Origin of the sequence: Corynebacterium aquilae DSM 44791, assembly GCF_001941445.1 — a bacterium.
GTDB classification, from domain to species: domain Bacteria; phylum Actinomycetota; class Actinomycetes; order Mycobacteriales; family Mycobacteriaceae; genus Corynebacterium; species Corynebacterium aquilae.
Map to the genome: position 1 here is coordinate 2,911,099 of NZ_CP009245.1, position 15,339 is coordinate 2,926,437.

Sequence of the window (15,339 nt, forward strand, 5' to 3'; positions counted from 1 at the left end):
CCTGTTTTCTTCGCTGCTTTTGTGGTGAGGGGCGGGAGTTTGGTGCTTGAGGTGCCGGTCGCGGGCTTGTGGCTTGTGTGGTGCTTTGGGCTTTCGTTGTTTATTTACTTTTTAAGGTTGAACTGTGAGCATTGATCCGCGTGCGCAAGGTTCTGCTGGTCAGCGTGGTCGTATTGTGCGGCCGCAGCCGCCGGCGCCGGTCCCTACTGTGAGGCCGAGTGCGAAGGCGAAAAAGGCTGGGCAGGATGCGTCGGTGTCGTTGTCTGGTGCGCCTGCGCCGTCGCCTGTTGGTGGTGGTGCTGGGGTGCGGCAGTCTGATCGTGATGTGGTGCGGTCGACTGGTTCGATGGCGATTGCGACGTTGGTGAGCCGTATTACTGGCTTCCTGCGCAATGTTGCGATTGGTGCGACGATGGGTCCGGCTGTGGGTTCGGCGTTTAATACGGCGAATACGTTGCCGAACTTGATTACTGAGATTGTTCTTGGTGCGGTGTTGACTTCTTTGGTGGTGCCGGTGTTGGTGCGTGCCGAGAAGGAGGATCCGGATCAGGGTGCGGCGTTTATTCGTCGTTTGTTGACGATGTCGGCGTCGTTGTTGATTGCGGTGACGGTGTTGTCTGTGGTGGGGGCGCCGTTGTTGACGCGGTTGACGTTGGGTTCGGCGTCGAAGGTCAATGTGGTGCAGTCGACGTCGTTTGCGTATTTGTTGTTGCCGCAGATTTTGTTTTATGGCGTGTCGGCGCTGTTGATGGCGGTGTTGAATACGAAGGGGGTGTTTAAGCCGGGGGCGTGGGCGCCGGTGGCGAACAATGTTGTGTCGCTGGTGGTGTTGGCGTTGTATTGGTTGGTTCCGGGTGGTTTGACGCCGTCGGAGCAGGCGGGGATTAGTGATCCGCATATTTTGTTGTTGGGTGTGGGTACGACGCTTGGTGTGGTGGTGCAGGCGTTGATTTTGATTCCGCCTGCGCGTCGTTTGGGTATTGATTTACGCCCGTTGTGGGGCATTGATGATCGTTTGAAGCAGTTCGGCTCGATGGCTGTGGCGATTGTTGTGTATGTGGCTATTTCGCAGGCCGGGTACATGATTACGACGCGTATTGCGGCGGCTAGTGATGAGCGCGCGCCGATGTTGTATCAGCAGGCGTGGCTGTTGTTGCAGATGCCGTACGGCATTATTGGTGTGACGTTGTTGACGGCGATTATGCCGCGCTTGTCGCGGTCGGCGGCTGATGGTGATCACCGTGCGGTGGTGCGTGATCTGACGTTGGCGACGAAGTTGACGTATGTGGCGTTGATTCCGGTGATCGTGTTCTTGACGGCGTTTGGTGTGCAGGTGGCTCAGGGCTTGTTTGCGTATCTGGCGTTTGATGCGAAGTCGGCTGAGTTGCTTGGTTTGACGTTGTCGTTTTCGGCGTTCACGTTGATTCCTTATGCGTTGGTGTTGTTGCACTTACGGGTGTTTTATGCGCGTGAGGAGGCGTGGACTCCGACGTTTATTATTGCGGGCATTACGACGACGAAGGTGTTGTTGTCGTTGGTGGCTGTGGTGGTGGCATCGGCGCCGTCGCGGGTGGTGGTGCTGTTGGGTGCCGCGAATGGTTTTGGCTTCATTGCGGGTGCTGTGATTGGTGCTTTGTTGTTGAAGCGGAAGCTGGGGGATTTGCATTTGCGTGATATCGCGAAGACGACGCTGTGGACGCTGGTGGCGTCTGCGGTGGGTGTTTTTGTGGCGAAGAATGTGGATGTTGCGTTTGGTTTCGCGTTGCCTGGGGTGTGGTCGGCGTTGGGTAGTGTTGGCCAGTTGTTGCGGGTGGCTGTTGCTGGCGTGATCTTCTTGGTGGTGACGGGCTTGGTGTTGTTTAAGTCCGGTTTGGAGGAGGTTGCGGCGTTTTCGCGGGCGATGGGCAGGATTCCTGGTTTGCGTCGTTTTGCTGCGGCTGATGATGAGGCTGAGCAGGCGGTGTCGCCGGAGGAGGCTGGTCATGAGGCTGCGACGTTGGCGGGTATTGAGCCGTTTAGTGCGTCGCCGCAGTTGCCGCCGATGTCTGCTGGTGTGGTGCGTCCGCCGCGGTTGGTGGCTGGTGCTCCGGTGATGGGTGGCCGGTTCCGTTTGTTGAAGCAGCATGGTCGGGTTCCGGGTGCGCGTTTTTGGCAGGCGAAGGAGCAGTCGACGGGCCGTCAGGTGGCGTTGGTGTTTGTGGATACGGCGGGTGCTCCGCCGAAGCGTCCGGTGTCGCCGGCGGCTGCTGCGGCGGCTGCTGCTGAGGTGGCGCGGTTGACGCGGAAGTTGGCGACGTTGGGTCATCCGGCGGTGGCGGATAACATTTCGGTGTTTACTTACCGTGCGGGTTGTTTGGTAGTGGCGGATTGGGTGACTGGTTCGTCGTTGCCGGCGGTGACTGAGGTTGCGCCGAGTGCTGCTGCGGCGGCGTTGGCGCCGTTGGCTGATGCGGCGGCTGAGGCTGCTGAGGTGGGCACCCATGTGGGTGTGGATGATGTGGCTCGGTTGCGGGTGCAAACTGATGGCACGGTGCGTTTGGCGTTTCCTGCGGTGTTGCCGGGGGTGACTGCTCGTGATGATGTGGCGGGTATTGGTGGCGCTTTGGCGGCGTTGTTGGAGATTGCGCAGACTTCTGAGTGCCATGAGGAGTCGTTGGATTCGGCGGACTGTTTGGTGGTTCGTTTGGGTGAGTTGTTGACGGCTGCTGATGGGGTTGAGGTGCCGGAGGGTCCGTTGGCGCAGGCGGCGGTGGTGCCGGTTGTGGAGGATGCGCCTTCGAGTGCGATTAATACGCACACTGGCACGGCGCAGTCTTCGGATGAGGTGGTGGATGCTGCCCCCAAGATGCGTCCGCTCAGTGGTGATGAGGTGCGGCGTCGTCCGGCTGTGGTGGCGCGTTTGTTGCGTTTGGCTAGTGGGGATAAGTCGCAGTTGACTGCGGCGGCGGAGTCGAATCCGCGGCCGGAGGATGCTGAGGCTGGTTTTGGCGATAAGAGCTATACCCGCCGGGCGCTTGCTGGTGTGGTGGTTGCTGTGATTGCGGTGATGCTGATTATTGCTTTGGGTGTCGCGTATGTGGCGTCGAAGTTTGGTGGCACCCATTCTGATAATCCGGTGGGCCATGATGCTGTGATTAAGGTGATTCCGGATGCGCAGCAGAAGTTGCGTGCTTTGGGTGCTGTTGAGTGGCAGCCGGACCCGGTGGTTGAGGGCGAGGAGGATAATCCTGGTCTTGCTGATGCCGTGGTGGATGGCGATGAGGACACCCAGTGGGTGACTAAGCGTTATGAGACGCAGTTCGGTACCCCGAATACGGCGAAGCCGGGGGTGGGTGTGCTGATCACCTTGGAGACTCCGATGCGTTTGACGGAGGCGACGATTTCGGCGAAGACTGCGGGCACTGGGGTGGAGATTTATGGTGTTCCGGATGGTCGCTTTGTGTCGTTGGATCAGGCCCAGTTGTTGGGTTCGACGGTGTTGGATAGTGGTGAGACGACGGTGGCGTTGAAGTCGCCGGAGGCGTATGGCCGGGTGTTGGTGTTTGTGACCCGGTTGCCGTTGCCGGAGCCTGCGGATATTGGTGAGGTGTGGTTGAAGGGTCGGGCGCCGGTGGCGTCGAGTACGCCGGCGGCCCCCGCTGTGGGGGCGGGGGAGGTGTCGTCCGCCCAGTAGGTGAGTGTTGGGGATGTGGGGGTTTGCCGCCGTTGGGATGTGTTGTCCTGGCGGCGGTGGTGTGTGTAACGGGGTGTGCAGGCGGGGGTCGCTGATCTGGGGGTGGGGGGTGCATGCTGGGTGGGCTTTATCTTGTTGTGCGCGCGGGTGCGTGCGGGTGCGTGGGGTGGTTGGCTGGGGTTGGTCTTGGCTGGTGTTTGTGGGTGTTGTGTTGGGGATGGGTGCCTATGGCCGTTCAGGGGCGTGTGGTGGGGCGTGGGGATGGGTTGCGTCCTGGGCGTGGTCGGTCTGCGGCGCGGGTGGGGTGTGGGCATGTGCGCCCGCATGAGGTGGGTTTTGATGTGGGGGAGGTGATTGCGCGGCGGTGGGCTGAGCGCCGTCAAGCGGCTGCTGCTCAAACTGAAGCTGAAGCAGCTAGGGTGAGGTCGGATGTGGCTGAGGCGGCTGTGGCTGTGGGGCCGGTGGATGGGCCGCTGGCTGGTGTGGGGGATGGGTGTGGTGTGCCTGCTGCGCCGGTGGCTGCGTGCCCGGATGCTGCTGCGAGGGGAGGTGCTGATAACGCTGTGGGGGCTGCGGGTCCCGAAAGTGGGGTGGGGGCTGCGGGTGCAGGAGCAGTAACGGGGAAGAAGCGCCGGGAGACGAGGGAGGAGCTAATTGAGCGGATTAAGCGCGAGTGGGCGGTGCCGGAGGAGGATGCTGCCCCGCCGGCGGTTGCTCCGGCACGGGTGCGTGGGGGGACAGCTCCGGCGGCGCGGCTGCATCAGGTGTCTAAGCCGCAAGGTGCAAAGGATCGGGATCATGAGTTGGTGCGCGCTTATGTGGCGGGCGATGAGGCGGCGTTTGATGTGCTGGTGAAAAAGCATGAGCACCGGATGAAGCGGGTGGCCCGGAAGTGGGCGAACGCGGAGGAGGATACGGAGGACATTGTGCAGGAGGCCTTGTTGAATGCGGCCCGGAAGTTGGAGAGTTTCCGATTTGAGGCGAAGGTGTCGACGTGGCTGCATCGTTTGGTGGTCAATTCTGCGCACAGCTATTACCGGCAGAAGAGTTTGGAGACGGTGTCTTTGGATGAGGAGGGTGGTTTGGGGGAGTCGGTGCAGCGCCGCTATTCCTATGATCCTTTTGATCGGTGGGAGGATCGTTTTGATGTGATGTTGCGGTTGCGGCATATTCCGGCGCAGACGTTGGCGGTGTTGTACACGGTGGACATGTTGGGGTTGCCGTTGCGGCAGGCGGCTGATGAGTTGGGCATGCCCCGCAAGGAGTTGACGAAGTTGCGTGATCAGGGCCGCCAGGCGGTGGCGGAGGGGATGGATCAGCCGGCCGATGAGGTGGCGGATTGTGTGCCTTACCTGCATAGTGTGGCGTGATCGGTGGGGTGGTGGCGTTATGAGGTGGCGGTGGTGGGGGTGTGGGAATGTTGTTGAGGTTGTAGCGTTGTTGGGTACAGGAACGATGCGTGTGCTTGTTCCCCGTTTTTTAGCTGCTGTGCCCACCTAGGTGGTGGGCAGGTGTGAGTAGAAGGATTGTGTGATGGCTGCTGCCGATAATGTTGTCGATGTTGTGATTGTGGGTTCTGGCCCTGCTGGTTATACGGCGGCGCTGTATGCGGCGCGCGCTGAGTTGAAGCCGCTGGTGTTTGAGGGCATTGAGTACGGTGGCTCGTTGATGACGACCACTGAGGTGGAGAATTTTCCGGGTTTCCCTGAGGGGATTATGGGCCCGGAGTTGATGGAGAATATGCGCACCCAGGCGGAGCGTTTTGGCGCGGATTTGCGCCAGGAGCTGGTCGAGGAGCTTGAGCTCGAGGGCGATGTGAAGCGCATCGTTGCCGGCGGGGAGGAGTTTTTTGCCCGGACTGTGGTGTTGGCGATGGGTGCTGCGCCGCGGTATTTGGGGGTTGATGGTGAGCAGAAGTTGTTGGGTCGTGGTGTTTCGGCGTGTGCGACCTGTGATGGTTTCTTCTTCCGCGATCAGGACATTGCGGTGATTGGTGGTGGTGATTCCGCGATGGAGGAGGCGATGTTTTTGACGAAGTTCGCTTCCAACGTGACGATTGTGCACCGTCGTGATGAGTTCCGTGCCAGCGCGATCATGTTGGAGCGGGCCCGCAACAACGACAAGATCCGGTTTGTCACCAACACTGTGGTTGAGGCTGTTGAGGGCGAGGATAAGGTCACTGGGTTGCGGGTGAAAAATACTGCCACTGGTGAAGTGTCGACCTTGGATGTGACGGCGATGTTCGTGGCGATCGGTTTGGATCCGCGTTCGGAGATCGTGCGCGGTCAGGTTGATGTCGATGATGCGGGTTATGTGTTGGTCAACCACCCGTCGACGGCGACGAATGTTGCGGGTGTGTTTGCTGCTGGTGATTTGGTGGATTCGCACTATCAGCAGGGCATTACTGCGGCTGGTTCCGGTTGCCGTGCCGCGATTGATGTGGAGCACTTCCTGGCCGACCAGGACTAATAGCCCCTTTATGGGTGAATCTCGCCGGATCCATAGGCGCTAATCGCGGTGTGGGTGCTGGCGGGACTACACTCGATGGGAGTAGTCCCGCGGGTGTCTGCGGGCACCGGTTTTTCTTTATCGTCTTTTTTCAAGGAGTTTTGTTATGAGCAACGCACAAGCTGTCACCGCCGAGAATTTCCGTAGCACTGTTATTGATGCCGATAAGCCGGTGTTGGTTGATTTTTGGGCCGAGTGGTGTGGCCCCTGTAAGAAGCTGTCTCCGGTGATCGATGAGGTCGCTGAGGAGATGGGTGATGATGCGGTGGTCGTGAAGGTGAACGTTGATGAGCAGCGGGAGCTGGGTGCGATGTTCCAGATCATGTCGATCCCGACCGTGCTGATTTTCAATAAAGGCCAAAAAGTTGCCGATTTTGTGGGTGTGAAGCCGAAATCCACGTATGTGGCTAAGCTGCGTGAGCTCATCTAACTGGTAGTCTCGAAAAAACCAGGTTAGACAGCTTTTAAGAAGCTTCACAAGCATCACAAGCAAACATTTAAAGGGAGGCGACTGCCGTCGTGTCGGAGAGTTTGCGGGTTGGCGACATCGACCCCCGTGTGGCTCAAGCCCGGGCCGCTTTGGCGGGCTTGGGGCTTCTTGCCGCGTCCGGGGATCAGGACAGGTTCGCGGAGGCTGATACCGTTTTTGATGAGGAGCTGCAGGGCGCGTTGCGCGCGTTCCAGCAGTCGCGGGGCGGTGTCGCTAACGGTGAGCTCAACGATGCGACGTTGCGGATGCTGAAGGAAGCATCCTTCAAGCTGGGTGCGCGCGTGCTGGCGTTCCACCCGAATAATGTCCTCACCGGCGATGATGTGATTTCTCTGCAGGATCAGCTGCACGAGTTGGGTTTTTACACGGGCCGCATTGATGGCAGTTTTGGTGCGAATACGCACGAGGCTGTGCTGAATTATCAGATGAATTACGGGCTGAATGTGGATGGCATTTGTGGCCCAAATACGGTGCGCTCCTTGGGTTATTTGGGGTTGCGCATCACTGGTGGTTCGCCGGCCGCGATTAAGGAGCGGGAGCAGGTCCGTCAGGCGGGTCCCCGCCTGACCGGCAAGCGAGTGGTCATTGATCCGGCGTTGGGTGGTGTCAATAAGGGGCAGATGGTTTCTGGTCCTTTTGGCAGCATCAGCGAGGAGGAGATCCTGTGGGATTTGGCATCCCGGGTGGAGGGCCGCATGGTGGCCGCCGGCATGGAGACGATTATTTCCCGGCCGCGGATGTCTAATCCGACGTATGAGGATCGTGCTTCGATTGCCAATGCTTTCGGCGCGGACTTGATGATCTCTTTGCAGTGCGATTCTTATCCGAATGAGAAGGCCAGCGGCTGTGCGACCTTCTACTACGGCTCCCAGCAGGGGGCGAGTTCGCTGACCGGCGAGAGCCTGTCTGATTTCATTCAGCGGGAGATCACGGCGCGCACCAATTTGATCAATTGCGGTAATCACGCCCGCACCTGGGATATTTTGCGTTTGACGAATATGCCGACGGTGGATGTGGTGGCCGGCTATTTGAGCAATCCGCAGGATGTGGAGATCCTCACCGACCCGGTGATGCGCGATACCATCGCGGAGGCCATTGTGGTCGCCGTGAAGCGCCTGTACCTGTTGGAAGACGATGATCTGCCGACCGGCACCTACACGTTCTCCACGTTGCTGCAGGAAGAACTCCTCTAGTAGACGGGGTTTTCTAAGTCGTGGGACTTCTTCGACGCCCGCACCGCCAGTTGTTTTTGGGGGTGCGGGCGTTTCTCGTGGCGCTGTGGGGGGCTTGAAGGATTTTCAAGGCTTGGCGACGTGATTGCGTGAGCTTAACTACGCTCGTTGAGTATGGACTCTCTATCGTCTGCTGCACACTTTCGTGGTCAACGGCCATCGTTGCGTGGCTGGTTTCACCTCGTGGCAGCTATCGTCGGCGCTCTTGCCGGCGTCGTCTTATTTGTTGTGGCCGCGTTAAGGCTCACCCCGCTTCAGACGCTGTCTGTCGGCGTCTACGTCGTTGGGGTGGTGCTGTTGTTTGGGGTGTCCGCCGCGTACCATCGCGGGCCGTGGAAGACCCCTGAGACGGTTGCCTGGTGGCGCCGGGCGGATCATTCCACCATCGCGGTGTTTATTGCGGCGACCTACACCCCGATGTGTGCGATTGCGTTGAATCCGCAGGCGGCGAAATGGATGCTCAGCATTGCTTGGGTGGGGGCGCTGGCCTCAGTAGTGATGAATTTGGTGTGGATTACCCATCCGCGGCTTTTGGGCACGGCTATTTATTTGGTGCTGGGCTGGCTGATCGTGCCCTTGATCCCGGAGTTGTGGCGTAATGCGGGCTCGACTGTGGTGTGGCTGTTGGCTGCCGGTGGTGTGGTCTATACCCTTGGCGCGGTGGTGTATGCCATCAAGTGGCCGGGCCGCCACGCGAAGGTGTTGGGTTTTCATGAGATCTTCCACGCGGCCACCATCGTTGCTGCTGTGTTGCACATGATTGCGGTGTGGATTGTGGTGATGGGCGCGGCGCACACCTAGCCGAACTTGCCCAGCAATGAGTAAAGGAGGCAGGAACTTTTTTTAGTTCCTGCCTCCTTTGTGTTTTTGGCGAAAGCGTTATTCTTCGCCGTGCTGGAGGATGTTCATGATGCGTTCGAAGTCTTCCTGTCCGGCGAATTCGACCACGATCTTGCCTTTTTTCTTGCCCGCGGTGACGGTGACTTTGGTGTCCAAGCCGTCGGCGAGTTTGTCTGCTGCCCGCACGAAGAATTCGGGGGTGGGGGCTTTTTCGCGGGTTTTCTTGTGTGGTTGGTCGCCGCGGTTGGCTAGGGTGACGGCTTCCTCGGTGGCGCGCACTGACAGGCCTTCTGCGACGACGCGGTTGGCTAGGGCCTCTTGGGCCTCGGCGCCGGCTTTGAGTCCCAACAGGGCGCGGGCATGCCCGGCGGAGAGCACTCCGGCGGCGACTTTGCGTTGCACTGTGACGGGCAGCTGCAAAAGGCGGATCATGTTGGTGATCAGCGGGCGGGAGCGACCGATTTTGTCGGCGAGTTCGGCTTGGGTGACTCCGAATTCTTCGAGCAGTTGCTGGTAGGCGGCGGCTTCTTCCAGCGGGTTGAGCTGTGCCCGGTGGATGTTTTCTAGCAGCGCGTCGCGCAGCATGTCGCCGTCGGGGGTGTGCCGGATGATGGCGGGGATGCGTTTAAGCCCGGCTTTGCTGGCTGCGCGCCAGCGGCGCTCACCCATGATGATTTCGTAGCCGTCTTTGGTGCTGTTGGGGCGCACCACGATGGGCTGCATGACGCCGAACTCTTTGATGGAGTGGATCAGTTCGGCGAGTTGCTCTTCGTCAAAGACCTGGCGGGGTTGTTTTTCGTTCGGCACGATGGTGCCGATGGGCAGCTCCTGGTAGGTTGCCCCGAATTCGTCGACGGTGGTGGCGTTGCTGGCTTTTTCCGTCGGGGTGTTGTTCAGCAGCCCGGGGGCTTTGGTCTTTTTTGCCCCGGGTGCGGGGTTTGGGGTGTTTGCGGGCTTTTTTCCGCCACCGATGACGACGTCTGCTGCACCTGCGCCCAGGCGGGGCTGTGGGGCGCCGGCGCCGATGAGTGCGCCTAAACCGCGGCCGAGGCCGCCTTTGCCTGAGTCCTTAACCATGGTGCTCCTTGGGGTTGGTGGTGCGGTGAGGTGGAGGGGTACTGCGTGGGGTGAGGTTTGGTGGGTCGGGGTGGGGGAGAAAGGCATGAAAGGAAAGTGTTTTTTTAAGGCTTTCTCCCCGGGTGGGTTTAGGGTGCGACGCCCACGGCACCGGATTCTTCGGTGGGGGTGTAGTCGCCGCGGGTGGCGAATTCTTGGGCGGCGTCCATGTAGGCCAGTGCGCCGCGGGATCCGGGGTCGTAGGCCAGTACGGTTTTGCCGTAGCCGGGGGCTTCGCTGACGCGCACGCTGCGGGGGATGACGTTGTTTAACACGATGTCGCCGAAGTGTCCGCGGACTTCGTCGGTGACTTGTTCGGCGAGTTTGGTGCGGGCGTCGAACATAGTCAGCAGGATGGCGCTGATGTGCAGCTGCGGGTTGAGGTACTCGCGAATCATCGTGATGTTGTTGAGCAGCTGGCCCACGCCTTCCAGCGCGTAGTACTCGCACTGGATGGGGATCATGACCTCGGTGACGGTGGTCATGGCGTTGATGGTGAGCAGTCCCAGGGAGGGGGGACAGTCGATGAAGACGTAGTCGAAGCCGTGGCGGTTGAGGAACTCTTCGCTCAACGCGTCGGAGAGCCGGTATTCGCGCCGCACTAGGGAGACCAGTTCAATTTCGGCACCCGCCAGGTCGATGGTGGCGGGGATGCATTTGAGGTTTTCGTGGGCGGTGGTGTCGCTCATGGCTTCGTCGGCGGTGCATTCGCCGATGAGCACCTCGTAGGAGGACAGGGTGCCGGTGCGGTGTTCGACTCCGAGAGCGGTTGACGCGTTGCCCTGGGGGTCGAGGTCGACGACGAGGACTTTGAGTCCGCCGAGTGCCAGGCCGGCCGCCATGTTCACGCTGGTGGTAGTTTTTCCGACGCCGCCTTTTTGGTTGGCGATGGTGATGGTGCGGGTTTTGTCCGGCTTTGGCAGGGTGATGGCGTTGGGTGTTTTCACCCGTGCTGCGCGTTGCGCGGCCGCTGCGATGGGGGTGTCCTCCCATTCGTTGGCGTCCAAGTGCTCATCCCCTCAAAAATTGGTGGCTTCTAGGTGTGCAAGAAAAGCTGATAAACCAACCGCCTGCCTGCGATAACGCCCGGTTTTTCGGGCGAATTTTCGCCGTGGCCTGGGCATTGTCGCGCGGTGGTGGGTTACCTGTTCACTCTAGTAGACAACGCCGGGCAGGCACCACCGGCGGGGGCAGGTGGGCTGGTTGCGCTGGTGTTATCGGCGGCGCTCGATCTCGATGAGGGTGGTGGGCTCATCCAGGTGGGCCTCGCCGACGGTGCGAATCACCCCGAGATCCCCGCCGGCCTTTTTGATCAGGTCGCGGTCGCGGGCGAGTTCTTCGGTGATCGAGGCGCCCTTCATCGCGAGCATCACGCCCCCGCGGCGGCACAAGGGCAGCGACCAGCCGGCCAGCTTGCCCAGCGGGGCCACCGCGCGGGAGGTGACCACGTCCATGCCGGGGCAGGCCTTGCGGATCTGTTTTTCTTCCGCCCGGCCACGCAGCACGGTCACATTGTCCAGGCCGAGTGCTTCTTTGACCTCCCCGAGGTAGACGCTGCGCTTGAGCAGCGGCTCAATTAAGGTGATTTTGATATCGGGGCGGGCGATCGCCAGCGGGATGCCGGGCAGGCCGGCACCACTGCCGATGTCGGCGACCCGGGCGGCTTCGGGGATGGCTTCGCCGACGACCGCGCAGTTGAGGATGTGGCGCTCCCACAGGCGGGGAACCTCCCGGGGTCCGATGAATCCCCGGATGGAGCCGTCAGTGGCCAAGCTGCGGTAGTACGCTTCGGCAAGTGCGAGGCGGTCGCCAAAGATGGCGTGGGCGGCTTCGGGCGCGGGCAGGAAATTCGGCTCTGGTTTCACGTGAAACATCCTAGACGGCGCCGGCGCAAAGACACACCCTGAAGCGATGGGAAGCCAACACCGGGCGCCACAGGGTGACACAGGACAACACAGGGCAGCAAAAAACCGCCGGCACCCACAGCACCTTGATGGTGTGCGTGCCAGCGGTTTGATGAAGCTAAAACCAGGAGAAGAACAGGCCGCTAGGCCCTAGGGGTCTTATTTCTTCTTTTTCTTCTTCGGGTTATCGGGGCGGGCGCCCGGCTTCGGGGCGGTAGCCCGCTTAGCGGCCTTCTTGGCGGCGATTTCGGCTTCTTCCTCCGCATCCATGCGGGCAAACAGCCAGCGCTGCTGGAAGAAGGTCCAAATGTTGTTGGCCATCATGTAGAACAGCAGGCCGATGTGCCAGAACACACCGGTGATCAAGATGGTGCCCGGCATGATCCAGACCATCATCTTGTTCATCATTTCCATCTGGCTGGCCATCATGTCGTTCTTCGGCGCCTGCGCACGACCGGAGGCCACGCGGGACTGCTGGCGGGTGATGGCCATCTTGGCGTTGAAGTGGGTCGCCAACACGATGATCAGAATCAGCGGCACCGCAACGGTGGCGATCTTCGCCTTGCTCAGATCATCAACCGTGAAGGCCTCGTACATGCGCTCCGGCATGGAGATATACGCGCTGAGCGGAACACCGAAGAGGTTGGCATCCAGGAAGGACTGCACATCCGGCGCCTTGAAGAAGTAGTTGGCAGTTTCGCGGTTCTGCTCAATCGACAGGCCCAGCTGGCCGTGGCCGGTGCCGGTGCGGTTGAAGGAGCGCAGCACGTGGAACAGGCCCAAAAAGACTGGCAGCTGGATCAGCACGGGCAGGCAGCCGGCCAGGGGGTTAACGCCCATTTCCCGCTGCAGCTTCTGCATTTCCTGAGCTTGCTTTTGCTTATCAAGCTTGTACTTTTCCCGAATGGCCGCCATCTGGGGCTGCATTTCCTGCATCTTGCGGGAAGAACGCATCTGGCCGATGGTCGGCTTGAGCAGCAGCAGACGAACCGTGAAGGTCAGGAAGATGATCGCGAGGATCCACGAGATCGCCGATTCAGCCCCGAAGGGGATCGAGAACACCTTGTGCCAACACCACAGCACAAAGGAAATAGGCCAATAAATGAAATTCAGCACGGGATGGTTTCTTCTCCTTGGTTAATGATCGGTCGCGCACCCATGATCGAAGTGGGGTTGGTGCGGCACCACGGGGTCGTAGCCGCCGGGATGCCAGGGACCACACTTGGAAATCCTGATCAAGGTCAGCGCTACCCCTTTGACGGCACCATGTTCGCGAACGGCGTCTAATCCGTACGCGGAACAGGTTGGCTCGAAGCGGCACGTCGAACCCATCTTAAGTGGTGATAGGGCCACTTGATAGAAAACGAGTGCTTTCAACACTGCCCGCGCAGCCAAGCTGCGGCGCGGCGGTGTGGTGTGCTCAGCGCTGGAGTCGCCCATGGGCTTTTTCCAGTGCGGCGCACAGGTCGGCGTCGAGCTCGGCGCTGGTGGCGGTGGCAGCGGGCGGGAATGCCCGCACCACGACGCATGCTCCATCAGGCAGGGTATGTGCGCGCATCGCACACACCTGCCGCAACCGCCGGGTCACGGCGTGGCGAACCACGGCGTTACCGACGGCCTTGGAGACCACGAACCCGAACCGCGGACTGCGGTGGGTAGAGGTGATCTGGGTAGACGTCGACCCCGGCACATACAGGTGCACCATGAGTGTTCTTCTCCGCGCAGCCACACCCCGACGCATCGTGACTGAAAAGTCCGATGAGCGGTGGAGTTTTAGATGCGCAGGCAGCACGATCAGTTTCCTGACAGCGTAACTTTAAAAAGTTTTGATGAAGAACACGTCCATGCACCCCGTACCCTACCCGCTAGCGCTTAAGAAGCCAGTGCAGGTAGTGGTTGTGCCGGGGTCGACGAGTTGCGTAAAAGATCCGCTCGACTGACCTTAAGCGGTCAGGGAAGCGCGGCCCTTGCGACGACGAGCGGCCACAATGGCACGGCCGGCGCGGGTGCGCATACGAGTACGGAAGCCGTGAACGCGTGCACGGCGACGGTTGTTCGGCTGGAACGTCCGCTTGCCCTTAGCCACGGTAATTCTCCTAAGACATTGTTGTGTGCGGAAAAGCTACTGACGTAAATCTCGCTTGTGAGATGGCTCGAAAGATAAGTCAATCCCACCTCCCAAGGAGTGCACAGTTACGTGCTGGACCAGGCTTTCGCCGGTCTTCTCCGTTAAGGGAGTGTGGAACGTCATTGTCGTCGAGCAGGAACCTCTACCAGGCACCAGCCGGCTTGACCGGCGGGTTTACTCCGCCACGACCCACCGTCCGGTGGTGCGCGTTGGTGTTGGTTCTTGCGATCCACGTCTGCAGCCCCCGCGGGGGATGATGAGAACACTCCTCGACGCCGCTTCGCGTTGTCACACGCTCGTCGTGCCGTCGGGGAGGGCACCGGGGAAAAATCCCGGTGCAGCACAGGCAAGCATCGCGTGCCGTGAAAGCACACAGTTCTGCCTGCGACAGACTTGGCCAAGAATACGCCAGGTGGTCGGGTGGTAACAAATCGACACGCCGGCCGAACACAACTACCCCTGTAATGACAAAAATGTAATTTGAGCAGCGCCAAGGGGTGTTTTTAGGCCTTGTACTGGCATGGCAGTACCTCTGCGGCCCATCATTTCCAACCCCAAGCGAAGCCGTGAGGGGGAAGGGCAAAAACCGCATGTGGACACCGAGCCGTCCCGACCTGTAAAACTGTGCATGGTTTCACGGTTTCCCACACCCTGTGGGTAACCAGGGGCTGTGCATAACTTGAAAGTAAAGGTTGAGACTTTCCTAGAGACTTAGCAAAACCGCAGGTCAAAGGGTTAAAAATCTTTCAACAAGTTTTCCACAGCCAAGTGGACAACTTGTGGATAACCTTGGTATAAAAGTTATCCACAACTGTGGACAAAGCTGTGGAACAGCAGGCCACAGGCATAGAGAGCGTGTGCATTTCACGGTGGACAAAATCGCGAATCACCGCTTCCCTATCGCCCCCAAAAACACCAAAAATGACAACTGCGGCAGACCCTGTCACAAACCCCATCATGGGTCGATGACAGGAAAAAATTCCGGGCCAAAAACCCAGGAACGGCGAATACAAATTCCCCCCACCAGTTGTTTTCATCGGCGGTGTTTTCTGGAAGCCCGCACTCCACAACGGATCGGTTTTTTAGCACAGGAAACAACACTGTGATTTCGACCAACCGCACGCGAATCCACGTTGTCCACAGCAATGACAATTCCATTACCCCAGGTGGTCACATCTGCAGCCCCCAGCTGTCGAAGGGTCCGCCGCAACGCAAGTGGGTCGGGCAGTTTTATGTCCCAACCCAGCATTGTCATTGCAGGTCACAGAAGTTTTTCTGGTGACCTTCGTGGTGCACACACCACACATAACTTCATCTTTTCTTCCATTGCACTCACACCTCACCACCACATGAGGCACACGCAAAACAGACTCATAGCCATCCACGATGCGCGTTCGGGTCAGGACTTTTGTTCAGTGAGTGCCCCAAGACCCCCAGGTCGCTGACAT

The 15,339-nt window shown here is 59.7% G+C and carries 13 protein-coding genes; 6 read left to right on the plus strand and 7 right to left on the minus strand.

Going from position 1 to position 15,339, the window contains the following annotated elements:
• Positions 1 to 124 precede the first annotated feature (124 nt).
• The 6 genes from CAQU_RS12255 (at position 125) to trhA (ending at position 8,704) form a co-directional block, all read left to right on the plus strand.
• Entirely contained in the window at positions 125 to 3,673 is a 3,549-nt protein-coding gene (locus CAQU_RS12255; protein ID WP_245797271.1) for a murein biosynthesis integral membrane protein MurJ, read from the plus strand.
• Positions 3,674 to 3,900: 227 nt separating this feature from the next.
• Positions 3,901 to 5,043, plus strand: a complete 1,143-nt coding sequence (locus CAQU_RS12500) for a sigma-70 family RNA polymerase sigma factor (RefSeq protein ID WP_169836054.1) — start codon at positions 3,901 to 3,903, stop codon at positions 5,041 to 5,043.
• 163 nt (positions 5,044 to 5,206) lie between these two features.
• Complete coding sequence (gene trxB / locus CAQU_RS12270) at positions 5,207 to 6,142, plus strand: thioredoxin-disulfide reductase (protein ID WP_075728146.1); 936 nt, start codon at positions 5,207 to 5,209, stop codon at positions 6,140 to 6,142.
• A gap of 145 nt (positions 6,143 to 6,287) precedes the next feature.
• Positions 6,288 to 6,611: a thioredoxin gene (gene trxA / locus CAQU_RS12275; protein WP_075728148.1), complete on the plus strand. Its 324-nt coding sequence runs from the start codon at positions 6,288 to 6,290 to the stop codon at positions 6,609 to 6,611.
• A gap of 89 nt (positions 6,612 to 6,700) precedes the next feature.
• Entirely contained in the window at positions 6,701 to 7,864 is a 1,164-nt protein-coding gene (locus CAQU_RS12280) for an N-acetylmuramoyl-L-alanine amidase (protein ID WP_075728150.1), read from the plus strand.
• A gap of 153 nt (positions 7,865 to 8,017) precedes the next feature.
• Positions 8,018 to 8,704: a PAQR family membrane homeostasis protein TrhA gene (gene trhA, locus CAQU_RS12285; RefSeq protein ID WP_075728152.1), complete on the plus strand. Its 687-nt coding sequence runs from the start codon at positions 8,018 to 8,020 to the stop codon at positions 8,702 to 8,704.
• Positions 8,705 to 8,782: 78 nt separating this feature from the next.
• On the opposite strand, the gene CAQU_RS12290 is transcribed toward trhA, so the two are convergent.
• The 7 genes from CAQU_RS12290 to rpmH all read right to left on the minus strand — a co-directional run bounded on the left by CAQU_RS12290 (position 8,783) and on the right by rpmH (position 13,849).
• Entirely contained in the window at positions 8,783 to 9,820 is a 1,038-nt protein-coding gene (locus CAQU_RS12290) for a ParB/RepB/Spo0J family partition protein (protein ID WP_075728154.1), read from the minus strand.
• A gap of 128 nt (positions 9,821 to 9,948) precedes the next feature.
• Complete coding sequence (locus CAQU_RS12295) at positions 9,949 to 10,866, minus strand: ParA family protein (RefSeq protein WP_075728156.1); 918 nt, start codon at positions 10,864 to 10,866, stop codon at positions 9,949 to 9,951.
• A 207-nt stretch (positions 10,867 to 11,073) separates the two neighbouring features.
• The gene (gene rsmG, locus CAQU_RS12300) at positions 11,074 to 11,733 is read right to left on the minus strand and encodes a 16S rRNA (guanine(527)-N(7))-methyltransferase RsmG (RefSeq protein WP_075728158.1); all 660 of its coding nucleotides are present in this window, start codon (positions 11,731 to 11,733) and stop codon (positions 11,074 to 11,076) included.
• Positions 11,734 to 11,922: 189 nt separating this feature from the next.
• Positions 11,923 to 12,879: a membrane protein insertase YidC gene (gene yidC, locus CAQU_RS12305; protein ID WP_075728160.1), complete on the minus strand. Its 957-nt coding sequence runs from the start codon at positions 12,877 to 12,879 to the stop codon at positions 11,923 to 11,925.
• Positions 12,880 to 12,900: 21 nt separating this feature from the next.
• The gene (gene yidD, locus CAQU_RS12310; RefSeq protein ID WP_075728162.1) at positions 12,901 to 13,203 is read right to left on the minus strand and encodes a membrane protein insertion efficiency factor YidD; all 303 of its coding nucleotides are present in this window, start codon (positions 13,201 to 13,203) and stop codon (positions 12,901 to 12,903) included.
• On the minus strand, positions 13,184 to 13,504 hold the full coding sequence (gene rnpA / locus CAQU_RS12315) for a ribonuclease P protein component (protein ID WP_245797352.1): 321 nt from the start codon (positions 13,502 to 13,504) through the stop codon (positions 13,184 to 13,186). The genes yidD and rnpA overlap by 20 nt, the downstream gene beginning before the upstream one ends.
• Positions 13,505 to 13,705: 201 nt before the next feature.
• Positions 13,706 to 13,849: a 50S ribosomal protein L34 gene (gene rpmH, locus CAQU_RS12320; protein WP_075728166.1), complete on the minus strand. Its 144-nt coding sequence runs from the start codon at positions 13,847 to 13,849 to the stop codon at positions 13,706 to 13,708.
• Between the last annotated feature and the right edge of the window lie 1,490 nt (positions 13,850 to 15,339).